The sequence below is a fragment of the Pseudonocardia zijingensis genome, assembly GCF_042657305.1.
GTDB classification, from domain to species: Bacteria; Actinomycetota; Actinomycetes; order Mycobacteriales; family Pseudonocardiaceae; genus Pseudonocardia; species Pseudonocardia zijingensis.
Window position 1 is genome coordinate 26,196 of the sequence record NZ_JBHSKO010000001.1, and the last position, 21,779, is coordinate 47,974.

The 21,779-nt window shown below is 74.2% G+C and carries 21 protein-coding genes; 11 read left to right on the forward strand and 10 right to left on the reverse strand.

Annotated features, from left to right (window positions below; genetic code table 11):
• Positions 1-8 precede the first annotated feature (8 nt).
• Positions 9-410: a VOC family protein gene (locus ACFPL3_RS00145; protein WP_343939478.1), complete on the reverse strand. Its 402-nt coding sequence runs from the start codon at positions 408-410 to the stop codon at positions 9-11.
• Between the two features lie 112 nt (positions 411-522).
• On the opposite strand from ACFPL3_RS00145, the gene ACFPL3_RS00150 reads away from it, so the two are divergent.
• Positions 523-1,491, forward strand: a complete 969-nt coding sequence (locus ACFPL3_RS00150) for an AraC family transcriptional regulator (RefSeq protein WP_343939480.1) — start codon at positions 523-525, stop codon at positions 1,489-1,491.
• Positions 1,492-1,642: 151 nt separating this feature from the next.
• Positions 1,643-2,812, forward strand: a complete 1,170-nt coding sequence (locus ACFPL3_RS00155) for a S8 family peptidase (protein ID WP_343939481.1) — start codon at positions 1,643-1,645, stop codon at positions 2,810-2,812.
• 4 nt (positions 2,813-2,816) lie between these two features.
• Here ACFPL3_RS00155 and ACFPL3_RS00160 read toward each other — a convergent pair whose 3' ends face one another.
• From ACFPL3_RS00160 to ACFPL3_RS00170, 3 genes are all read right to left on the reverse strand, one after another.
• Positions 2,817-3,182, reverse strand: coding sequence for a PepSY domain-containing protein (locus tag ACFPL3_RS00160; RefSeq protein WP_343939483.1), 366 nt, complete (start codon positions 3,180-3,182; stop codon positions 2,817-2,819).
• Positions 3,183-3,274: 92 nt separating this feature from the next.
• Positions 3,275-4,561 (reverse strand): sensor histidine kinase, encoded by a 1,287-nt coding sequence (locus tag ACFPL3_RS00165; protein ID WP_343939485.1) that lies wholly within the window; start codon positions 4,559-4,561, stop codon positions 3,275-3,277.
• Positions 4,562-4,564: 3 nt separating this feature from the next.
• Positions 4,565-5,248, reverse strand: a complete 684-nt coding sequence (locus tag ACFPL3_RS00170) for a response regulator transcription factor (protein WP_343939487.1) — start codon at positions 5,246-5,248, stop codon at positions 4,565-4,567.
• A 102-nt stretch (positions 5,249-5,350) separates the two neighbouring features.
• Between ACFPL3_RS00170 and ACFPL3_RS00175 the strand changes: the two genes are divergently transcribed.
• On the forward strand, positions 5,351-5,794 hold the full coding sequence (locus ACFPL3_RS00175) for a hypothetical protein (RefSeq protein WP_343939489.1): 444 nt from the start codon (positions 5,351-5,353) through the stop codon (positions 5,792-5,794).
• Positions 5,795-5,808: 14 nt separating this feature from the next.
• Here the strand turns inward: ACFPL3_RS00175 and serS are convergent, their stop codons facing one another.
• A complete protein-coding gene (serS, locus tag ACFPL3_RS00180; protein WP_343939491.1) occupies positions 5,809-7,080 on the reverse strand; it encodes a serine--tRNA ligase in 1,272 nt (423 codons plus the stop codon).
• A 121-nt stretch (positions 7,081-7,201) separates the two neighbouring features.
• Between serS and ACFPL3_RS00185 the strand changes: the two genes are divergently transcribed.
• Entirely contained in the window at positions 7,202-8,863 is a 1,662-nt protein-coding gene (locus ACFPL3_RS00185) for an AMP-binding protein (protein ID WP_343939493.1), read from the forward strand.
• 9 nt (positions 8,864-8,872) lie between these two features.
• Here ACFPL3_RS00185 and ACFPL3_RS00190 read toward each other — a convergent pair whose 3' ends face one another.
• Both ACFPL3_RS00190 and ACFPL3_RS00195 read right to left on the reverse strand, forming a co-directional pair.
• Entirely contained in the window at positions 8,873-9,343 is a 471-nt protein-coding gene (locus tag ACFPL3_RS00190; RefSeq protein WP_343939495.1) for a type II toxin-antitoxin system VapC family toxin, read from the reverse strand.
• Positions 9,333-9,599, reverse strand: coding sequence for a type II toxin-antitoxin system Phd/YefM family antitoxin (locus ACFPL3_RS00195; RefSeq protein WP_343939497.1), 267 nt, complete (start codon positions 9,597-9,599; stop codon positions 9,333-9,335). Before ACFPL3_RS00195 ends, ACFPL3_RS00190 begins: the two co-directional genes overlap by 11 nt.
• Before the next feature lie 244 nt (positions 9,600-9,843).
• Here ACFPL3_RS00195 and ACFPL3_RS00200 point away from each other — a divergent pair, with 244 nt between their 5' ends.
• Positions 9,844-10,230 carry a cold-shock protein gene (locus ACFPL3_RS00200; protein ID WP_343939530.1) on the forward strand — a complete coding sequence of 129 codons (387 nt, stop codon included), beginning with the start codon at positions 9,844-9,846 and terminating at the stop codon, positions 10,228-10,230.
• Positions 10,231-10,233: 3 nt separating this feature from the next.
• Here the strand turns inward: ACFPL3_RS00200 and ACFPL3_RS00205 are convergent, their stop codons facing one another.
• The 3 genes from ACFPL3_RS00205 to ACFPL3_RS00215 are packed head-to-tail and all read right to left on the reverse strand — an operon-like array spanning position 10,234 to position 13,162.
• Positions 10,234-10,716, reverse strand: coding sequence for a DUF2771 family protein (locus ACFPL3_RS00205; protein WP_343939499.1), 483 nt, complete (start codon positions 10,714-10,716; stop codon positions 10,234-10,236).
• Positions 10,717-10,741: 25 nt separating this feature from the next.
• Positions 10,742-12,337 (reverse strand): MFS transporter, encoded by a 1,596-nt coding sequence (locus ACFPL3_RS00210; protein ID WP_379588329.1) that lies wholly within the window; start codon positions 12,335-12,337, stop codon positions 10,742-10,744.
• Positions 12,338-12,382: 45 nt separating this feature from the next.
• Positions 12,383-13,162 carry a glutaminyl-peptide cyclotransferase gene (locus tag ACFPL3_RS00215; protein WP_343939503.1) on the reverse strand — a complete coding sequence of 260 codons (780 nt, stop codon included), beginning with the start codon at positions 13,160-13,162 and terminating at the stop codon, positions 12,383-12,385.
• Between the two features lie 27 nt (positions 13,163-13,189).
• Between ACFPL3_RS00215 and ACFPL3_RS00220 the strand changes: the two genes are divergently transcribed.
• From ACFPL3_RS00220 to ACFPL3_RS00245, 6 genes are all read left to right on the forward strand, one after another.
• Positions 13,190-13,966: a DUF3027 domain-containing protein gene (locus ACFPL3_RS00220; protein ID WP_343939505.1), complete on the forward strand. Its 777-nt coding sequence runs from the start codon at positions 13,190-13,192 to the stop codon at positions 13,964-13,966.
• Entirely contained in the window at positions 13,966-16,878 is a 2,913-nt protein-coding gene (locus tag ACFPL3_RS00225; protein ID WP_379588330.1) for a sacsin N-terminal ATP-binding-like domain-containing protein, read from the forward strand. Before ACFPL3_RS00220 ends, ACFPL3_RS00225 begins: the two co-directional genes overlap by 1 nt.
• Before the next feature lie 28 nt (positions 16,879-16,906).
• Entirely contained in the window at positions 16,907-18,232 is a 1,326-nt protein-coding gene (gene mshA / locus ACFPL3_RS00230; RefSeq protein ID WP_343939509.1) for a D-inositol-3-phosphate glycosyltransferase, read from the forward strand.
• The gene (locus ACFPL3_RS00235; RefSeq protein ID WP_343939511.1) at positions 18,229-18,723 is read left to right on the forward strand and encodes a type III secretion system chaperone family protein; all 495 of its coding nucleotides are present in this window, start codon (positions 18,229-18,231) and stop codon (positions 18,721-18,723) included. The genes mshA and ACFPL3_RS00235 overlap by 4 nt, the downstream gene beginning before the upstream one ends.
• A 230-nt stretch (positions 18,724-18,953) precedes the next feature.
• The gene (locus ACFPL3_RS00240) at positions 18,954-19,904 is read left to right on the forward strand and encodes a DUF4349 domain-containing protein (RefSeq protein WP_343939513.1); all 951 of its coding nucleotides are present in this window, start codon (positions 18,954-18,956) and stop codon (positions 19,902-19,904) included.
• 284 nt (positions 19,905-20,188) lie between these two features.
• The gene (locus tag ACFPL3_RS00245) at positions 20,189-21,763 is read left to right on the forward strand and encodes an AMP-binding protein (RefSeq protein ID WP_343939515.1); all 1,575 of its coding nucleotides are present in this window, start codon (positions 20,189-20,191) and stop codon (positions 21,761-21,763) included.
• The last annotated feature ends 16 nt before the right edge of the window (positions 21,764-21,779 follow it).

Below are 21,779 nucleotides of genomic sequence, written 5' to 3' on the forward strand. Positions count from 1 at the left end.
GACTCCGATCAACCCTGCGCCGGCGGGGCGAAGAACTCCAGCGCGATCCCGTCCGGGTCGCGGAAGGCGAGGCCGCTGCCGTAGGCGGCGTCCTTGATCCCGCCGTGCTCGATGCCCAGCTCGTCGAGCCTGCGGGACCACTTCTCGAGCTCGCCGCGATCGGCGCAGCCGAACGCGACGTGGTCGAGGCCGACGCGGAACTCGCTGAAGCGGTCGGACGTGCGCTGCTGGTGCTGGTGCAGTCCCAGCAGCGTGCCGCCGCCGAGGAGGTACACGGTGTGGTGCATGTCGGGGTCGGTGTCCTCGTCGATCACCGGCCGGGCGTCGAGGAGGGCTTCGTACCAACGGGCGCTGACGTCGACGTCGCGCACGGTCAGCGCCACGTGGGTCAGCGGGGGGAACTCGGTCATCGGTCTACTCCCTGGTAGGCGGTTACTGTCACCTCCGAGCGTGCGGGGGGAGCGAGGGGAACCCCATGACCAGGACGCCGAGGGGGATAGCCGCGGACCCGGGATCGGCGCGATGAACGGCGCCCTGGCCTCGGCGCTGGAGCACCTGCGCCTGGAGGGCGCGCTGTTCTTCCGCTCCGACCTCACCGATCCGTTCGAGTTCGAGTCGAGCCCGCTCGCGCTCGCCGATGCGCTCGTCCCGGGCGCCGACCGGCTGACCCTGTTCCACATCGTCGCCTCGGGATCGTGCTGGGTCGCCGTCGACGACGGGGTGCGCCACACAGCCGAGGCGGGTGACGTGATCGTCCTGCCCTACGGCGACCGCTACGTGATGGGTGGTGCGGGCGAGGGCGAGCGGGTCTCGATCCTCTCGTTGCTGGACCCGCCGCCCTGGGACGTGATGCCGGTGCTGCGCCACGGTGGCGGTGGCCGGCGCACCCGGATCGTGTGCGGCTTCCTGCACAGCACCGATCCGCTGTTCGACCCGGCGATGCGCGCATTGCCCCCGGTGTTCGTGGTGCACCTGCCCGACGGCCCGGCGGCCGGCTGGGTCACGGCGAGCATCGACTACGCGATGGCCGGTGCCGTGCCGCCGTCGAACCGCTCGGCCGACGTGATCGCAACGCGACTGCCCGAGCTCGTCGTGACGGAAGTGCTGCGCACCCATCTCGCGGACGCGCCTGCGATCGAGCACGGCTGGATCGCGGCGCTGCGCGACCCGCTGCTCGCGCCCGCCCTCGCGCTGCTGCACCGGCACCCGGAGCGCCGGTGGACCGTGGCCGGACTCGCCGCCGCCGTCGCCATGTCCCGATCCGCGCTGGACGACCGCTTCCGGCAGGTGCTCGGGCAATCGCCCATCCGCTACCTCACGGCATGGCGCATGCACCTCGCCACGGAACTCCTGGCGACCACCGGGCTGACGGTCTCGACGATCGCCCGCCGCGTCGGCTACGACTCGGAGGAGGCGTTCAGCCGCGCGTTCAAGCGCGAGAAGGGTGCCTCGCCGGTTCACTGGCGGGCAGCCGGCGCGCGCCGCCCGTGAGTGACCGACCGGACCACCGGTCCGGACGCCCACTGCTGTACCCCACTGCGGCGACGCCGGAACGGTGTGTCACCCCATCGATCACATGCGTCACTCCTGCCACGATCGTGTCTCTGTTCTCACCGGAGCATGATCCGTAGCGTCGCGGACCGTGACGCGGTTCCTCCTGCGCATCGCCCCCGCGGTGATCGTGCTGCAGCTGGTCGTCGCGCTCACCCTGCCCGGGAGCGCCGAAGCACGCGGCGACGCCGGTGAGTCGACGGCGGCGTACGTCGTGCACGCGCGCACGCCGTCCGACGCGACGGCAGCGGCCGCCGACGTCGGGGTGCGGCCGACCATGACCTTCGACCGGGCGTTCGCCGGGTTCGCCGCCCGGTTGAACCGCGAGCAGGTCGAGCGCCTCCGCGCGCGGGCCGGGGTGCTGGGTGTGGAGGAGGACGGGCGCGTCGTGCCACTCGACCCGAACCGCGAACCCGACCTGACCGAGGGCGACCAGCCCGACCCGCAGAACTGGGGCCTGGACCGGATCGACCAGCGCGATCTCCCGCTCGACCACCGCTACTCGACGAAGGCGACCGGGGAGGGCGTCACGGTGTACGTGCTCGACACCGGCGTGGACGTCTCGCACCCCCAGTTCGAGGGCCGGGCCCAGTGGGTGCTGAACACCGTGGACGAGGACGACCGCGACTGCGACGGGCACGGCACCGTGGTGGCGGGCATCGCCGCGTCCCGCGACTACGGGGTGGCGAAGGCGGCACAGGTGCGGGCGGTCAAGGTGCTCGACTGCACCGGGGCGGGCACGCTCTCGTCGTTGCTCGCCGGCATCGACTACGTGGCCACCCACGCCGAGGGCCCCGCGGTGGCCGTGACGTCGTGGAGCTACGGGCCCTCCGAGGTGCTGCTCTCGGCGGTGGCGGGGCTCGTCGAGAAGGGCGTGTTCATCGCCTCGTCCGCGGGCAACTCGGGCGCGGACGACTGCACGGTGGCGCCCCGCGCCTTCCCCGGCGTGCTCGTCGTGGCCAATTCGACGATCGAGGACCAGCGCGCCACCAGCTCGTCCACCGGCCAGTGCGTCGACCTGTACGCGCCCGGCACGAGCATCCGCTCGACCGTGCCGGGCGGCGGGATCGCGTCCTACACGGGCACCTCGATGGCCGCGCCCCACGCCGTGGGCGTCGCCGCCCTCTACAAGCAGACGTACGGCGACGCCCCGAGCGCGGACATCGAGCGGTGGATCGTCGACCACGCCACGCCCGGCGTGGTGGGCGGGGGCGCGGTCGGCGGCACGCCCAACCGCCTGCTCAACACCGGCGGGCTCTGAGACGTCAGTCGTCGTCGACGTCGGTCCGGGTGACGGTGCCGGTCGCCACGTCCACCCGGACGTCGTGTTCGCGCCCGGCGTGGATGATCTCGATCTTCCACTCGCGCCTGCCGTGCTCGAACTCGCGCTCGATCTCGGTGACCCGGCCGCCGCCGACGTGGCGCAGCGCGATGTCCACCGCTTCGGCGCTGCTCAGCTCGCCCGGGGCCGCCGGCTCGAGGGTCGGCGCAGACGTGGCGGGCGCGGAGACGAGCACCGGGGCCGCGGCGGGCCGCACCGGCTCGGGCGCCGAGGCCAGCGCGATCCCGGTGCCGGTCGCGAGGAGCGCCGTGATGCCGGTGACGACGAGGACGACGGGACGGTTGCGCATGATCGGCTCCTACGGTCGTGGGGTCGTTCCTTGCGCCCCGTACGGTGCCGATCTCCGGGATATCGCCGCGCTGCGTCGACCCTAACGTCGCGTTAGCGCTCCGGTCCGAGCTGGACCACGACCTCCAGCCCGCCCTCCGCCGACGTGCCGAGGGTGAGCCGTCCGCCTGCCTGGTCGGCGCTGCGCCGGGCGATGTCGAGCCCGAGGCCGGTGGACCCGCCGCCGCTGGCGCCCCGGCGCAGGGCGGCGCTGCCCACGGGGATACCGAGCCCGGCGTCGGCGACCACCAGCCGCGCACCCCCGCCGGGACGGGCCGTGAGCCGCACGGCGAACGCGGTGCCGTCGGGGGTGTGGGCGAAGACGTTGCCGAGCAGCGCGTCGACGCACGCCTCGAGGTCGGCGGCGGGGAGGGCAACCGGGAGCGGGCCCGGCGCGATCTCCACCGTGGTCTCACGGTCGGTGTCCTCGGCGAGCACCGCCCAGAACGCCACCCGCTCGCGCACGACGCGCGCCGCGTCGCTGCCGGCGCGCCCCGCGTCGGACCCGCTGCCGCGGCGCCGCGCCTGCTCGATCGCCTGCGTGACGGCCCGCTCCACCCCGTCCACGCCGGCTCCGATGCGGGCGGCGTGGTCCGGGTCGGGCAGCGCCTCCGCCTCGAGGCGCAGGGCGGTGAGCGGGGTGCGGACGCGGTGGGCGAGGTCGGCCACGGTCTCGCGCTCCTCGCGCAGCAGCTCCGCGATGCGGGCCGCGAGGACGTTGACGGCGTCGGCCACCACGCCGAGCTCGGCGGGCGCGCCCGGGTCGGCGCGGGCGTCCAGCTCGCCGCGGGCGAGGCGGTGCGACACCGCGGCCAGGTCGGTGGTGGACCGGACGAGCGAGCGGGCCAGCCGGTCGGCGACGCCGAGGCTCACGCCCAGCAGCACGACGCCGAGCGCGCCGAGCAGCAGCCACGCCATCGGCACGCCGCGGTTCAGCTCGGCGTCGGGCACGAAGGTCCGGATCACGGCCGCGGCCCCGGCGCGGTCGCGCACGGCGACGACGATCTCCCGCCCGCCGTCCACCGTGGCCGACTCGCTGCGCCCGAGCGTGCCCAGCTCCACCAGCGGCGTGCGGTCGGCCGGGGCGCCGAGCCGCGTGCCGTCGGAGAGGAAGAGGGTGACCGCGCCTGCCGACGACGCGTTGAGCTGCTGCAACGCCAGCCCGAGGGCGTCGCGGTCGGACGTGGCGACGAGCGAGCTGAGGGACTGGGCCTCCGTCGTGGCGCCCTGCACCGCGCGGTCGGCGGCCACGGTGCGCAGGAGCAGCGCGAGGGGCACCAGGAACGCGATGAGCACCAGCGAGGTGGTGGCCCCCACCAGCAGCAGGATCCGCAGGCGCACGTCTCAGCCCGCCGGTGCGGAGATGCGCACGCCGACGCCGCGCACCGCGTGCACGTAGCGGGGCTGCTGCGCGGTCTCGCCGAGCTTGCGGCGCAGCCACGACAGGTGCACGTCCACGGTCTTGTCGGCGCCGCCGTAGGGCAGTTGCCAGACCTCGGTGAGCAGTTCGCGCTTGCTCACCACCTGGCCCGCCCGCGCGGCGAGGTAGTGCAGCAGCGCGAACTCGCGCGGGGTGAGGTCGAGCGCCACGCCGTCGAGGCTGGCCTCGCGCGAGCGCGGGTCCACCCGCAGCCCGCCCACGACCACGGCTCCGTCGGCCACCGCCTCGCCCGTGCGGCGCAGCACCGCGCGGATGCGGGCGTCGAGCTGGGCCGCGCTGAACGGCTTCACCAGGTAGTCGTCGGCGCCCGCGTCGAGCACGCTCACGATCTCGGTCTCGTCGTCGCGCGCGGTCGCCACGATCACGGGCACCCGGCTCGCGCCGCGCAGCATCCGGAGCATCGTGGTGCCGTCGAGGTCGGGGAGGCCGAGGTCGAGCACCACCAGGTCGGGCCGGTTCTTCACCGCCGATTCGAGGCCCTGCAGGGCGGCGGCCGACGACTCGACGGCGTGCCCGCGCTCGGTGAGGCCGCGGATCAGCGCGCCGCGGATCGCCGGGTCGTCCTCGATGAGAAGCACCTGGGCCACCTGGCGCACGGTAGAACAGTCCGGCCGGTCGATCGGGTTCGACGGGCGGACGTTAGGCGGGTCTTGGTCCGGCTTTAACCACCGGGCGGGCAGGCTGGGCGCATGTCCGCACCGCGCACGTGGCTGGCCGTGCTCGCCTGGGCCGCCACGGCCGTGGCCGCGACGCTCGTCGGGCTGAGCGCGGTGGGTGCGATCGGCAGCGGGCTCCTCGGCCCAGCCCAGGAGCCCCTCACGTCCGCGGAGGTGGACGCGGAACTCGCGGCCGCCCGTGCCGCGCCACCTCCGCTCCCCCCGCGCACGTCCGCCACACCCGAACCCGTGCCGGGCGGGCCGAACGAGGTGATCGGCAGCCCGGGCGGCACCGTGGTCGCCCGCTGCACCGGCGACGTCGTCGAGATCGTGTCGGCGAGCCCGGCACAGGGCTACGGGCTCGACGACGAGCCCGAGCACGCGCGGGTGCGGTTCGAGGCCGAGGAGACCGAGGTGGAGATCCGGCTGAGCTGCCGCGACGGGCGGCCCGTCGGCGAGGTGCGGATCGACGACTGACCGAACCGTGCCCGTCAGGCCGGCGTGAGCTCCTCGAAGCCCGCGTACGGCACGAGGGCCTCCGGGAGCCGGACCGAGCCGTCGGCCTGCTGACCCTGCTCCAGCACGGCCACGAGCGTGCGCCCGATCGGAAGGCCCGACCCGTTGAGGGTGGCGGCGAAGCCGCGCCTGCCGTCCTTGGCCTTCGTGCGGATGCCGGCGCGGCGCGCCTGGAACGTGCCGAAGTCGGACACCGAGCTGATCTCGCGGTAGGCATCCTGCCCGGGCAGCCACACCTCGATGTCGTAGGTGAACTCGGCCGAGAAGCCGATGTCGCCCGCGGCGAGCTTGACCACCCGGTAGGCCAGCCCGAGCCCCTGCATCGCGGCCTCGGCGTGCCCGAGCAGCACCTCGAGCTCCTCGCGGGAGCGCTCGGCGTCGACGATGCGCACGAGCTCCACCTTGGAGAACTCGTGCAGGCGGATCAGGCCGCGCGTGTCGCGCCCGTAGGAACCGGCCTCCGAGCGGAAGCACGGGGTGTGGGCGGTGTAGGCGAGCGGGAGCTGCTCGAGGTCCAGGGTCTCCTTGGCGTGCAGGTTGGTGAGCGGCACCTCGGCGGTGGGGATGAGGAACAGCTCCCGGTCGCCGACGCCCGTCTTGAACAGGTCCTGCTCGAACTTCGGCAGCTGACCGGTGCCCGTCATCGTGACGCGGTTGACGAGCGTGGGCACCGAGAACTCGGTGTACCCGTGGTGCTGCGTGTGCAGGTCGAGCAGGTAGCGCGCGATCGCCCGCTCCAGCGCCGCGCCCTTGCCGCGCAGCACCGCGAACCGCGGCCCGGCGAGCTTGGTGGCGCGCGGCAGGTCGAGGATGCCGAGCTTCTCCCCGATGTCGACGTGGTCGAGCGGGGTGAAGTCGAACCGCTGCGGCTCACCCCAGGTGCGCACCAGCTCGGCGTCCTCGTCGCTGGCGCCGTCGGGCAGCTCGTCGGCGGGCAGGTTGGGGATGCCGAGCAGCAGGTCCTGCAGCTCCGCCTCCGCCGTGCGGTGCTCCTCCTCGGCCGCCGAGACGACGCCCTTGAGCTCACGGGCGCGCGCGACCAGCGCCTCGCGCTCCTCCGGCGCGGCGCCCTTCACGGCGGTGGCCACCCGCTTGGACTCGGCGCGGGCCTCGTCACCCCGCTGGATCGCGGAGTTGCGGGCGGCCAGCAGCTTCTCCAGGGACGCGACGTCCAGCGCGTGGCCCCGGCGAGCGAGCTTGCGGACGGCGTCGGTGGCAGGGTCGAGAAGCACCCGCGGATCGTGCATCGTCCGAGGGTATCGGCCGCCCGCGAGCGGGTTTCCTCCCCATCCGGAGGTGGCGGGCTCCCCGCCGGCGTCGCAGGATGGCGGAGAACTGTCGCCGGTGACGTCGAAGGGACCCACAGCCGTGTCCGCTGCCGCCCCCGCACTCCCCTCCTACGCGTCCGGGACCTCCGACGTCCCGTTGCTCGGCGACACCATCGCGGACAACCTCGACCGCACCGTGGCCGCCCGGCCCGACGGCGAGGCGATGGTGGACGTGCCGAGCGGACGGCGGTGGACCTACCGGCAGCTGCGCGAGGACGTCGACACGCTCGCGCTCGGCCTGCACGCCGCGGGCGTGGCGAAGGGCGACCGGGTCGGCATCTGGGCCCCGAACCTGCCCGAGTGGACGCTGGTGCAGTTCGCCACCGCCAAGATCGGGGCGATCCTGGTCAACATCAACCCGGCCTACCGCACCCACGAGCTGGAGTACGTGCTCAATCAGGCCGGCATCTCGATGCTCGTGGCCGCGCCGAGCTTCAAGACCTCGGACTACGAGGCGATGATCAAGGAGGTGCAGCACAGCTGCCCCGCGCTGCGCCAGGTGATCCTCATCGGCAGGCCGAACTGGGACGAGCTGATGGCCGACGGCCGCGAGGGCGACCCCGCCGAGCTCGCACGGCTGCAGGCGGCGCTCAGCCCGGACGACCCCATCAACATCCAGTACACGTCCGGCACCACGGGGTTCCCGAAGGGCGCCACGCTGTCGCACCACAACATCCTGAACAACGGCTACTTCGTGGGGCGGCTCTGCGGCTACACGCCGGACGACCGGGTGTGCATCCCGGTGCCCTTCTACCACTGCTTCGGCATGGTGATGGGCAACCTCGGCTGCACCACCAACGGCTCGACGATGGTGATCCCGGGCCCCGGTTTCGACCCGAAGGCCACGCTCGCGGCCATCGCGCAGGAGCGATGCACCTCGCTGTACGGGGTGCCGACGATGTTCATCGCCGAGCTGAACGACCCCGACTTCGGCTCCTACGACCTGTCGTCGCTGCGCACCGGGATCATGGCGGGCTCGCCGTGCCCGGTGGAGGTGATGAAGCAGGTCGTGGACCGGATGGGCATGACCGAGGTGACGATCTGCTACGGCATGACCGAGACATCACCGGTGTCCACCCAGACCCGCGCCGACGACTCCCTCGAGCGGCGGGTCTCCACCGTCGGACGCGTGCACCCGCACGTCGAGGTCAAGGTCGTCGACCCGGAGACCGGCCTCACCCTGCCCCGTGGCGAGCCCGGCGAGCTGTGCACCCGCGGCTACTCGGTGATGCTCGGCTACTGGGAGGAGCCGGAGAAGACCGCCGAGGCGATCGACCGCGCCCGCTGGATGCACACCGGCGACCTCGGCGTCATGGACTCCGACGGCTACGTGAACATCACCGGCCGCATCAAGGACATGGTCATCCGCGGCGGCGAGAACATCTACCCGCGCGAGATCGAGGAGTTCCTCTACACCCACCCCGACATCCTGGACGCGCAGGTCATCGGCGTGCCCGACGAACGGTACGGCGAGGAGCTGTGCGCCTGGGTCACGCTGCGCGACGGCGCGCCGGAGCTCACCGCCGAGGCGCTGCGCGAGTTCGCCACGGGCAAGCTCGCCCACTACAAGATCCCGCGCTACGTGGTGGTGGTCGACTCCTTCCCGATGACGGTCACCGGCAAGGTCCGCAAGGTGGAGATGCGCGCCAAGAGCGTGGAGCTGCTGGACCTCGGGGAGGCGGCGAAGGTCCGCAACGCCTGAGGCGCGCGGTCAGCGGCCTTCGTGGGGTACGCGGGGCCGGTTGACCGGAACGACGGTAAGCACGCCGTCGAGCCCGTCGAAGTCCCCGGGATTCGTCGTGAAGAGCGGGAGAGCCTCGGCAATCGCGGTTGCGGCGATCATCAGGTCGGCGACCCGGCGTCGGGGCTTGCGCCCGGCCGCGACGACGGCGGCGGTGATCCGGCCGTAGGCCCGTGCCGCATCGACCCCGAACGGGATCGGTTCGAACTCGTGCTCGGCGCGTTGGAGGACGTCGAGGCGGCGGGCCCGCTCGGCGTGTTCCTCGTACTCGGCCTGCTCGCTGCTCGGGCGGACCTGGTGCGGGCCGGCGGAGAGCTCGGCGAGCGTCACCGCGCTGATCGCCATCTCGCCCGGCAGTTCGTCCGGATCGACCCAGCGGCGGAGGATCAGGATGTTCGTGTCCAGCAGGCCCCGATCACGCGTGCTACCGCTACCGCTCATACGGGTCGTCGGCCTCCTGAGCGGCCGACCGTTCCTGGTCTGCGCGGAAGACGTCGATATCGACGTCGGCGGCGTTGCGCGACATGGCAGCGAACTCCTCCCTCGTGACGAAGCGGCGCCGCCGACGGAGGGGGATCAGCTCACCGATCTCGTGCCCGTCCCTGGTGACCGTGAACGACTGGCCGCCCTCGACCGCATCCATGATCTCTTTGGACCGGCTTCGAAGGTCGCGCTGTGTGATCGCTGGCTGGGCCACGACGCCCATGTTACCGGCTGGTGCTACATCGTGCTGCACTGTGCTACTCGAGTAGGCGTGCGCCGGTTCGCGAAATTGAACGGGTGCGCGGTACGGGTGGTGCGGACTAGGGTGGTTCTCGCGCGTCCCGGTGTCGCTCGATGGGCCGACCAAGTGGCGGCCCGGCATCTCGGGGCGCGTTCGTCATGCGGTACGCGTGGGGCGCCGCAGGACGTCGGGTTCGATCGAGGAACGGGTGAACAGGGTGCCGACCGGCAGGGTCAAGTGGTACGACGCCGACAAGGGCTTCGGGTTCCTCGCGCAGGACGGTGGCGAGGACGTCTACGTCCGCAAGGCGGCGCTACCGCCCGGGGTGCAGGCGCTCAAGGCCGGCCAGCGGGTCGAGTTCGGGATGGCGGAGGGCAGGCGCGGGCCGCAGGCCCTCTCGGTGCGGCTCGTGGACAAGCCGCCGTCGGTCGTCGAGTCCACCCGGCGTCCCGCCGAGGACCTGCACAGCCTCATCGAGGACATGATCCGGCTGCTCGAGACCAAGGTGCAGCCCGACCTGCGCCGCGGCCGCTACCCGGACCGGCGCACCTGCAAGCTCGCCGCCGACGTCGTGCGCGCGGTGGCCCGTGACCTCGACGGCTGACCGCTACGGCTGACCCGCGTTCAGCACCCAGCTCGCCCGGATCGGGAACTCGATCTCCCCGGTCTCGGGGTTCTGCTGCGGTGGCGGGCCGTACTGCTGCACCTCCGCGGTGAGCAGCCGCTTGTCCGGCGTGCCCAGGTCCAGCGTCCAGTCGCTGCGCGACTCGGGTGCGAACACGGGGCTGCGCTCGTCGGTGGGGGTGCCCGCCGCGTCCGCGTAGCTGAACACCACCTGCCACGGGGTCTGCGCGATCTCGGGCGGCACGGTGACCCGCACCGGGGTACCCGGCGGCACGGCCAGGCGCACCGGCGCGGCGACGTCGGTGAGGCACTGCGTGAGCTCGACGTCGCAGTACTGGGCCGGGCGGGCGACGGTGCTGGCCTCGCCCGCCGCGAACGTCACCTGCGGGGGTGGGGGCGGCTCCGCCGACCCGCAGCCGGCGAGCAGGAGCGCGGCAGCCGGGACGGCGAGCAGGTGGCGCAGCACGCGCACAACGGTACGGAAGCGCAGTTCAGGACACGCGCCGAGCCTCGGCCGGCCGTGCGCGGTGGCCGAGGAACGGCAGCAGGCTGCGGCCACGGGCCACCAGCGCCGACTGGATGCCCGCCAGCGCGATGACCGTGGCGATCACGGTGAACCCGAGCCAGAACGTGTGGTGCGGCAGCAGCACGCCCAGGGCCCCGCCGAACACCCACGCGAGCGCGAGCACCGTCTCCGAGCGCCCGAACGCCGACGCCCGGGACTCGTCCGGGAGGTCGCGCTGGATCACCGCGTCGAGGCACACCTTGGCCAGCGCGCTGGCCGCCGCGCCGATCAGGCCCACGAGAGCGGCGGTGGCGATGCCCGGCAGCACCGCGGCCACCACGCTGATCAGGACCGCGGCGCCGACGCACGACATGATCACGGCGTCGGACTTCAGGAACTGCCGCCGCGACCCGGCCGCGTTGCCGGTGAACGAGCCGATCCCGGCCGCGGCGCCGACGATGCCGATGAGCACCAGCTGGCGCGTGGGGTCGGTCTCGGCCTGCTCCCGCACCACGAACGCGACGAACAGCGTGAGGAAGCCGGTGAGCACCCGCACCGCGCCGTTGCCCCACAGCGCCACCGTGACGTGCCGGCCCATCGGGGTGCCCCGGCGGCGGGCCGTGGTGCGCAGCGTGGCGGCCACCTCGCCCGCGGTGGACTCCACCCAGCGCGGGATGCGCAGGCACAGGACCGTGCCGACCACGCCGACCAGGGCCGTGTAGATCAGCGCGCCCGGCGAGTCCCACAGGGCGGCGACGCCAGCCGCCACCGCCCCGGAGACGCCCCCGGCGATCAGCCCGAAGGTGGTGAGCCGCGAGTTGGTGGTGACGAGCGTGATCGAGGGCGGCAGGACCCGCGGGGTGACCGCCGCCTTGAGCACCGAGAACGACTTGCTCAGCACCATCGTGCCGAGCGCGGCCGGGTAGAGCAGCCACGTGTCGTAGTTGAAGGCCATCACCACCGCGAGCACGGCGCGCCCGGCGAACGAGACGGCCAGCGCGGCCCGCCTGCCGCGTTGCAGCCGGTCGAGCATCGGCCCGATCACCGGCGCCACGACCGCGAAGGGCGCCACCGTGATGATCAGGTAGAGCGCGACGTTGGTCTTGCTCTCGGCCGTGGCCGCGGCGAAGAACAGGGTGTTGGCCAGCGCGACGGCCACGGCGGCGTCTACCGCGTAGGTGACCATCGTGGCGTAGGTCAGGGCGGTGAGGCCGGACCGGTCGGCCCCGTCGGCCGTGGTGGCGCGGTGGAACGCGCGCAGGCCGCCCTCGGTGAGCTCACGGCTGCGCAGCGCCGCCACGCGCGTGACGGTGAGCTTGCGCGGCATCCGCCGGGTGGGCGGCGGGGGCGCCGCCTCGGTGGGGGCCTCCTGCTCCTGCTCCTCGGGAGCCGGTGGGGTCCACGGCTGCGGCGGCGGGGTGCGCCGGTGGGCCGACGGGTCGTAGTCCGGGTCGTCGTGCCACGGGTAGCGCCTGCGGGGGGCGTAGCGGTCGGTGCCGGGCTCGTGGGAGTCCTCCACCGCGGCCCACGTGCGGCGACCGCGCCCGCCGCGGCGGAATCGGGACGACTCGGGACGGGCCACGGCTCCATTCTGGCCCATGGATCGGACACCCGGGCCCGCCCGTGATCACGGCGGGGTGAACCGCACCCGGAACGACGAAGGCCAGAGCTTGCCGGTCAGGAGGTACTCGTCGCCGCCGAGCGCGGCGATGCCGTTGAGCACGTCGGCGTCGGTGCGGCGCTGCTCGTCGAGCAGGCCCGTGGCGTCCACGACCGCGGTGACGCGCCCGTCCGCCGGGTCGATGCGCACGATCCGGTCGGTCTGCCAGATGTTCGCCCACACCTGGCCGTCGACGCACTCCAGCTCATTGATCTCGGTGACCGGCTCCCCGTCCAGGGTGACCGCCACCGACCCGGTCTCGGCGAACGTGACCGGGTCGTGGAAGCGCAGCCGGTCGGTGCCGTCGCTGCGCACCAGGCGGTCGCCGTCGCGGCACAGACCCCAGCCCTCGCCGTCGATCGGCACCTGGTGCAGCAGCTCGAGGCCGGCGCGGTCCCACTCGAGGGCGACGCCGTCCTTCCAGGTGAGCTGCCAGATCCGGTCGTCGACCACGGTGATGCCCTCGCCGAAGAGGCGCCCCGGCAGCGGGACCGACCGCCGCACCTCACCCGTCACGGGGTCGAGCTCGCGCAGCTGCGACCGGCCGGCCAGGCCCGTGCCCTCGTACAGCGCGCCGTCCGCGGCCAGCTCCAGGCCCTGGGTGAACGCGTCGGTGTCGTGCGGCAGCTCGGCCAGCACGGCCGGTCGCAGCTGCTCTACGGGCGGGGGAACGGCGGCAGGCGCGGCGGCCGCGCAGCCGGCGAGCGCCAGTGCCAGCGCCCCGAGCAGTGCACGCCCGAAGGTCATGGCGGAGAGGGTGGCACAATCCCTCCGGTGAACGCCGTACCGACCCTCGACCCGCCCGCCCGGCTCGTGGACGCGGTGGCGCAGGCTCGGGCCGCGGCGGTCGAGGAGGCCGCGGCCGACCTCGGTCCGCAGGCAGCGGAAGGCGCTGTCGGCGAGCACCTCGAGGTCGTCCCCGAGGCCGCCGACGCCGTGAGCCACCAGTTCGCCGCCACGCAGGGCGGCTACCAGGGCTGGCGCTGGTCCGTCACGCTCGCCACCGCAGGCGACGACGAGCCCGTCACGGTGAGCGAAGTGGTCCTCGTCCCCGGTCCCGACGCGCTCGTGGCGCCCGCGTGGGTGCCGTGGGACGAGCGGGTCCGGCCGGGCGACCTGGGCGTCGGCGACCTGCTGCCGGCCCGCCAGGACGACCCGCGGCTCGTGCCGGGCTACCTCGCCTCCGACGATCCCGCCGTCGAGGAGGTCGCCGTCGAGGTGGGGCTGGGCAGGCGCCTCGTTCCGTCCCGCCACGGCCGTGACGAGGCCACGCGGCGCTGGCACGAGGGCCCGCACGGCCCGGCGGCCGACATGGCGCGCGCCGCCCCCGCGTCGTGCGGCACGTGCGGCTTCTTCTTCCCGCTCGCCGGTGCGCTGCGCGGCGCCTTCGGGGCCTGCGGCAACGAGTTCTCGCCCGCCGACGGCTCGATCGTCGACGTCGGCTTCGGCTGCGGCGCCCACTCCGACGTGCAGCCCGACACCACGTCCGCGGTGGCCGTCGCCGAGCTCGTCTACGACGACGGCGTCGACCTGGAGCCGGTCACCCGGTAGTGGACGATCCCTTCGGCACGGCGGAGCTGCGCTCGGCCGTGCTCTCCGCGTGGGCCGACTCGCCCACCCGCTTCCGCGAGGACGCCAACGCCGAGGAGGACCTGCGGCTCGGCGGTTACGCCGACGCCTGGTTCGTCGAGCTCGCCCAGAACGCCGCCGACGCCGCGCGCGCGGCCGGCGTGCCGGGACGCGTCCGTGTCGACCTGCGCGACGGCGAGCTGGCGGTCGCGAACACCGGCGCGCCCCTGGACGCGGCCGGGGCCGCCGCGCTCGCCTCGCTGCGGGCGTCGGCGAAGCGGGACGACCCCGGGTCGGTGGGCCGCTTCGGCGTCGGGTTCGCGGCCGTCCTGGCCGTCACGGACGCGCCGCGGGTGGTGAGCACCGGCGGCGGGGTGGCGTTCTCCGCCGCGCGCACGGCGGCCGAAGTCGCCGCGATCCCCGGCCCGGCCGAGGAGCTGGCCCGGCGCGACGGCCCGCCGGTGCTGCGGCTCGCCTGGCCCACCGACGAGCGCCCACCCGAGGGCTACGACACCGAGGTCCGGCTGCCGCTGCGCCCGGGCACCGACCCCGCCGCGCTGCTCGCGGAGGCCCGCGACGGCGCTGCCGACCTCCTGCTCGCGCTGCCCGACCTCGCCGAGATCGCCGTCGGCGAGCAGGTCGTCACCCGGGAGGACGGCCCGGGGCCCGGCGAGGTGACGATCGCCGGTCGCCGCTGGTCGCTGGCCCGAGCCACCGGCCAGATCGACGACGCCGCGGCGCGCGCCGAGGCCGTCGAGCAGCGGGAGCGGCGGGAGTGGTCGGTCTGCTGGGCCCTTCCGCTCACGGCGGACGGCGAGCCGGACCGGCTGGGTCCCGACGTCCTGCACGCGCCGACGGCCACCGGGGAACGGCTCTCGCTGCCCGCGCGCCTGATCGCCACGGTGCCGCTGGAACCCGACCGCCGCCGGATGCGGACCGGGCCCGCCACCGACGTCGTGCTCGCCGGGGCGGCGGCGGCCTACCTCCAGCTGGTGCGCGCGGTGGCCCCGCAGGCGCGGATCGCGCTCGCGCCCGAGCCCGGCTTCCCCAGCTCCGAGCTGGACGGGCGGCTGCGCGAGCTGCTGGTGGCGGTCCTGCGCGGCGCGGCGTGGCTGCCCGCCGTCACCGGCACCGAGCTCGCCCCCGGTCGCGCGGAACGCCTCGACGTCCCCGCCCTCGACGGGCCCGCGGCGGCGCTGCCCGGGCTGCTCGCCGAGGCCGGTTTCGACCGGCTGCTGGCACCGCTGCCGCCGGGCACCGACCCCGCCGTGCCGTCCGAGCTCGGGGTGCACCGGATGCCGCTCGCGGAGCTCGTGCAGCGGCTGCTCGGGGTGGACGAGCGGCCGCCGGGGTGGTGGCGGTCGCTGTACGCGGCGCTCGAGCCCCTCGCCGACGTGGTGCCGGGCGCCCTGGACGAGCTGCGCGCCCTCCCCGTCCCGCTCGCCGACGGCCGGCGTGCCGCGGGCCCCGCCACCGTGCTGGTGCCGCCGCCCGACGGCGGCGTCGAACCGGTCGCCGCGCTCGGGCTGCCCGGCCTGCACATCGCGCACCCGGAGGCGGTGCACCCGCTGCTCGAGCGGCTGGGCGCGAGCCCCGCCGATGCCGGGGCGCTGCTGGAACACCCCGCCCTCACCGACGCCGTCGAGCGCTCCGTGGACGACGCTGAGGCCGGGCTGGACGTGCGGCCGCTGGCCGAGGCCGTGCTGGGGCTCGTCGCCGCCACCGGCAGCGCGCCCCCGGCGCTCGCGGCACTGGCCCTCCCCGACGACGAGGGCCGGCCGGCCCGGGCCGACGAGCTCATGCTCCCCGACGCGGCCGTGCGCCCGTTGCTCGCCGACGACGCCCCGCTCGACGTCCTCGACGCCGGGTTCGCCGCACGCGTGCCGCGCACCGCCCTGCTCGCCGTCGGCGTGGTGGACGGGTTCACCGTGCTCGTCGACGAGGAGCCGGTGGCACCCGACCACGACCTCGACGACGAGGAACGCTGGTGGGACTCGCTGGAGGCGCCACCCACCCGGCTGGTGGCCGTGCGCGATCTCGACCTGGTGGCCGACGACGCGTGGCCCGCCGCGCTCACCCTCCTCGCGGGCGACCGGGACACCCGCGCCGCGCTCACGGCCCCCGGCGCGTACACGGGGTGGTGGCTCGCCCGGCACGCCCGGCTCGGCGGCAGGCGCCCGTCGCACTGGCGCCTGCCCAGCGCCACCGACCTGGCGCCGCTCTACGACCCGCCGCCCGGCGACGGGGTCCCCGACGAGGACGTCCTCGCCGCGATCGGCGTGCGCGCCGACCTGCGCGTGCCCGACACGCGCACGGCCGCCGACCTGCTGGCCCGGCTGGGCGACCCCGACCGCACACCGGACGTCGCGCTCGCGGCCGAGGCGTACGCCGAGCTCGCCGAGGCCGTGGCCGACGGTCGCGCCGACCCGGACGACCTGGAGCTGCCCGAACGCGTGCGGGCGCTCGACGGCTCCGTCGCCGACGTGGACGTCGCCGTGGTGCTCGACCATCCCTGGCTCGCCGCCGTGCTGCCCGCGGGCGAACTGGCCGTCGGCGGCGACCCGGCGGCGCTCGCAGAACTGCTCGACCTCCCGCTCGCGTCCGACGTGGTCGACGCCGAGGTCGAGGGGCAGGGCCGCGAGGTGCGGTGGGCCGAGCTCGCCGACGTCGTCGTGGCGTGCCACACGCTCGCCACCCCGGTGCCCGACGGCCGGCTCACCCTCCACGACGAGCTGTGGGTACGGCTGCGCCGCCCCGGCTCCGGCCGCCACCGGGTGCCCGCCTGGCGCGACGGATCCGGGAGGTGGCACGCGAGCGACCCCGTGCACGCGCTGCTCGGAACGATCGCCGAGGAGATCGACCAGGAGATCGACCGGGGCCACTCGGGCGGTTGAGCACGCCGCGCGCGTGCTACACAGGGTCGTGACCTCCGCCCGTACCGGCGCATCGCGGCGACCTCACCGGGTGTGCCTGCTGTCCGTCCACACCTCGCCACTGGAGCAGCCCGGCACGGGCGACGCAGGCGGCATGAACGTCTACATCGTCGAGACCGCCACCCGGATGGCCGGCCGCGGCGTCGCCGTCGAGGTCTTCACCCGCGCGACCTCGTCGGATCTCCCGCCCGTGGTGGAGCTGGCGCCCGGCGTGCTCGTGCGGCACGTCGTCGCCGGGCCGTTCGAGGGGCTCGGCAAGCACGACCTGCCCGGCCAGCTGTGCGCCTTCACCGCGGGCGTGCTGCGCACCGAGGCCCGCCAGGAGCCCGGCTACTACGACGTCGTCCACTCCCACTACTGGCTGTCCGGTCAGGTCGGATGGCTGGCCCGCGACCGGTGGGGCGTGCCGCTCGTGCACAGCGCCCACACGCTGGCCAAGGTCAAGAACACGGCGCTCGCCGCGGGAGACACCCCGGAGCCGATGGTGCGCGTCATCGGTGAGGACCAGGTCGTGGCCGAGGCCGACCGGCTGATCGGCAACACCGACGAGGAGACCCGCCAGCTCGTCGAGCTCTACGGTGCCGACCCGGGCCGCACCGTCGCGATCCCACCCGGCGTCGACCTCGCCCGGTTCACCCCCGGCGACCGGGCCGCCGCCCGCCGCGCGCTCGGGCTCGCCCCCGATGCGGTCGTGCTCGCGTTCGCGGGGCGCATCCAGCCGCTCAAGGCGCCGCACGTCCTGCTGCGCGCCGCGGCCGAGCTGCTGCGCCGCGAGCCCGGTCTGCGGTCCCGGCTCGTCGTGCTGGTGGCGGGTGGACCGTCCGGCAGCGGTCTCGCCGAGCCCACGGCCCTGCAGGGGCTGGGCGCGGCCCTCGGCATCAGCGACCACCTGCGCTTCCTGCCGCCCCAGACCCGCGACGGCCTCGTCGACGTCTACCGGGCGGCCGACGCCGTCGCCGTGCCGAGCTACAACGAGTCGTTCGGCCTGGTGGCGCTGGAGGCGCAGGCGTGCGGCACCCCGGTGGTCGCGGCCCGGGTGGGCGGGTTGCCCGTCGCGGTGGCCGACGGCCGGTCCGGGCTGCTCGTCGACGGGCACCGCGACGAGGAGTGGGCCGACGCGCTGGCCGCGGTCGTGCTGGCACCCGACCGCAGGGCCGAACTGGCCGCCCGCACCGTGGAGCACGCCCACCGGTTCTCCTGGGACCGCACCACCGACGCGCTCCTGGACACCTACGCAGGTGCCGCCGCCGAGTTCGCCGAGCGCAGGCGGCAGGCCATGCGGGCCGGGCTGGCGGCCGGGATGATCGAGCGGTGACCGCGGGGAACGAGTCCGACGTCGACGCCACCATCGGTGCCGCGCTGGCCGAGCTCGGCGTCGACCACCACCGCCGCGAGCCCGGCCAGTACCTGGTGACGCTGCCCGGCACCAACCGTCTCCAGACCCACTGCTGGCTGGTCGTGCGCGAGCACGCGCTGTTCGTCCAGGCGTTCGTCTGCCGGCAGCCCGACGAGGCCCACGACGCGGTCTACCGGTTCCTGCTGCAGCGCAATGCACGGCTCTACGGCGTGCACTACGCCCTCGACCGCGTCGGCGACATCCACCTGATCGGCCGGATCGGCCTGCACGCGGTCACGGCGGAGGAGCTCGACCGCGTCCTCGGGCAGGTGCTGGAGGCCGCCGACGGCGACTTCAACACCCTGCTGGAGCTCGGCTTCGCAACGTCGATCCGCCGCGAGTACGCCTGGCGCCAGGACCGCGGCGAAAGCCTGGCCAACCTCCGCGCCTTCGAGCACCTCTTCACCTGACGCCCGCGAGTCCCCCGTCTGACGGCGCGAGTCCCCCGTTTCGCGGCGCGAATGTCGCGTTCCAGGGTCCCGCGAGTCTCGCGTTCGACGGCGCGAGTTGCCCGTTCCCGCGGGCGTACCGCACGTCCGCGAGGCCGTCACCTGATCGTGACCTGCGGCGGCCAACCCCCGAGCCGCCGCCCGCCGTCTTGACCGCAGACGACGAGGGAGAGGCGGTGGCGGTGGTGCGGATGAGATTCGGGCGTCGGTCGGTGCTGGTCGGGGTGGGGATCGTGCTCGCGGTGCTCGTGGGTGCGTTCGCGATCGTGCTGGACGGGTCGAGCAGCGAGACGAGCGACTCCGCGGCCGTCGCCCCGGCACGGCCGATGCCCGCGATCGGTGAGTCGAGCGGGGCGCAGGAGAAGGGCGGGGCAGGCTCCGATGCGCGGGCGAGCGACGGGGCCCCGGGCGTCCCGGTCGGGGGCGTGCAACGCGACCTCGTGCGCACCGCGCAGCTCACGGTCGAGGTGCCCGAGCCGGTGGCAGCGGTCCGCCAGGTCCGCACGGCCACCACCGTGGCGGGCGGCTTCGTCACCGAGGAGCAGTCGGGCGACTCCGGCAGCCGCATGGTGCTGCGGGTGCCTGCGGACGCGCTCGACCGGCTGATCGACGAGATCGCGGGCTACGGCCGGGTGACCCAGCGCCACAGCCAGGTGGTGGACGCGACGGAGCAGCTCGTGGACCTCGACTCGCGGGTGGCCAGCCAGACCGCGAGCGTGGCCCGGGTTCGCACCCTCCTGTCCGAGGCGGCGGACCTCGGCGACGTGATCTCGATCGAGTCGGAGCTCGCCCAGCGGGAGGCCGAGCTCGACTCCCTCACGCGCCGGCTCGCCGCCCTGCGGGACCAGGTGGCGCTGTCGACGTTGACGCTGGACCTGCGCGGCCCGGCCGCGGTGCCGCCGCCCCCGGCCGAAGTGCCCGCTCCCGGCTTCCTCGACGGTCTCGCGGCGGGCTGGGCGGGGCTGCGCGCCATCGGGGCGGCGGCGGCGACGGTGGTCGGGTTCCTGCTGCCGTTCGCCCCGGTGCTCGGTGCGGCGGTGGCCCTGTGGTGGGCCGGTCGCCGCATGCTGCGCGTCCGTCGCATGCCCGCGCCGGTGGGAGTTGGTGGGCGGAGCGGCCCGGGATCTGAGGGGGAGTCATGAACTCGGGCCACTCCGCTGGAACCGCCACGACGGCCGCGCGATCGGGGGCACCGCGCGCCAGTGGCAACCGGGGTGGCGAGGGGACGCCGCTCCGGACCGGCCGGGCGAGTGGGGCTCGCCAGGGCCGGCGCGCTCACGATGGCAGGCAGTGACGATCAAGACAACCCTTCCGAGTTAGGCCATTCGAGTGAAAGCCGCCGGTCGGAGCGCACATCCGGTCTGGACCATTCCGATCTACTCGTGGGTAGAGTCCCGCTACCGTCACCCGCAAAGGAGCGAGGCACATGCCCATCCGCAGTCCCTATCCGGATGTCGAGATCCCCGACGAATCGCTCTACGACTTCCTCTTCACCGGGTTCGGCGACAAGGCGGACGCGGCCGCGTTGATCGACGGCTCGTCGGGCGCGACGATCACCTTCGGCGAGCTGGAAGCCATGGTCGGCAAGATCGCCGCGGCCCTGGCGGAACGGGGCGTCGGCGCGGGCGACGTCGTGGCGCTCTTCGCGCCGAACTCCCCGCACTACGTGGCCGTGTTCCACGGGATCCTGCGCGCCAACGCGATCGTCACCAGCGTCAACTCGCTCTACACGCCCACGGAGCTCGCCCACCAGCTCGGCGACTCCGGCGCGAAGCTGGTGTTCACGGTGTCGCCGTTCCTCGACCGCGTCGGCGCGGCGATCGCGGAGGTGGGTATTCCGCCCGAGTCCGTCATCGTGCTGGACGGGGCGGACGGCCACGAGAGCCTGGGCGACCTGCTCGCCACCACCGCGCAGCCGCCCGCCCAGACGGTGACGGGCGCTGACACCGCGGTGCTGCCCTACTCCTCCGGCACCACCGGCCGGGCAAAGGGCGTGATCCTCACACACCGCAACCTCGTGGCGAACCTGCAGCAGATCTCGGCGATGGGTGAGGTCGGCGACGACACCAAGATCCTCGCGGTGCTGCCGTTCTTCCACATCTACGGCATGACCGTGATGATGAACCAGGGCCTGCACAAGCGGTCCACCGTGGTCACGATGCCCCGCTTCGACCTGCAGGAGTTCCTCCGGGTCATCTCCGAGTACCGGGTGGGGCGGGTGTACATCGCGCCTCCGGTCGCGGTGGCGCTGGCCAAGCACCCGATCGTCGACCAGTACGACCTGTCCTGCATCGACGTGATCTTCTCCGGCGCCGCGCCGCTCGACGCCGAGCTCGGCCACGCGGTCGCCAAGCGGCTCGGGTGCACGGTGCTGCAGGGCTACGGCATGACCGAGCTCTCCCCGGTGAGCCACTGCATGCCGGACGACCGCCCCGACCTGGACCTCAACAGCTGCGGGTTCGCCATCCCCAACGTGGTCTGCACGCTCGTCGACCCGGAGACCGGCCAGGAGGTCGGCCCCGGGGAGCGCGGCGAGCTGTGGGTCAAGGGGCCGAACGTGATGTCCGGTTACCTCAACAACCCCGAGGCCACCGCGATCACGCTCGACGACGAGGGCTACCTGCACACCGGCGACGTCGCCACCGTCACCGAGGACGGCGTGTTCACGATCGTCGACCGCGTCAAGGAGCTGATCAAGTACAAGGGCTACCAGGTGCCGCCCGCCGAGCTCGAGGCGTTGCTGCTGACCCACGACGGGATCGCCGACGCCGCGGTCATCGGCGTGCGCGACGCGGAGGGCGAGGAGGTGCCGAAGGCGTTCGTCGTGCGCCAGGAGAGCGCGCCGGACCTCACGGCCGAGGACGTGATGACGTTCGTCGCCGAGCGGATCGCCCCGCACAAGAAGGTGCGGGTGGTCGAGTTCATCGACCAGATCCCGAAGTCGGCGTCGGGCAAGATCCTGCGCAAGGACCTGCGCGCCCGGGAGGCGCAGCGGGCCTGACGCTCCTGATCGGCCC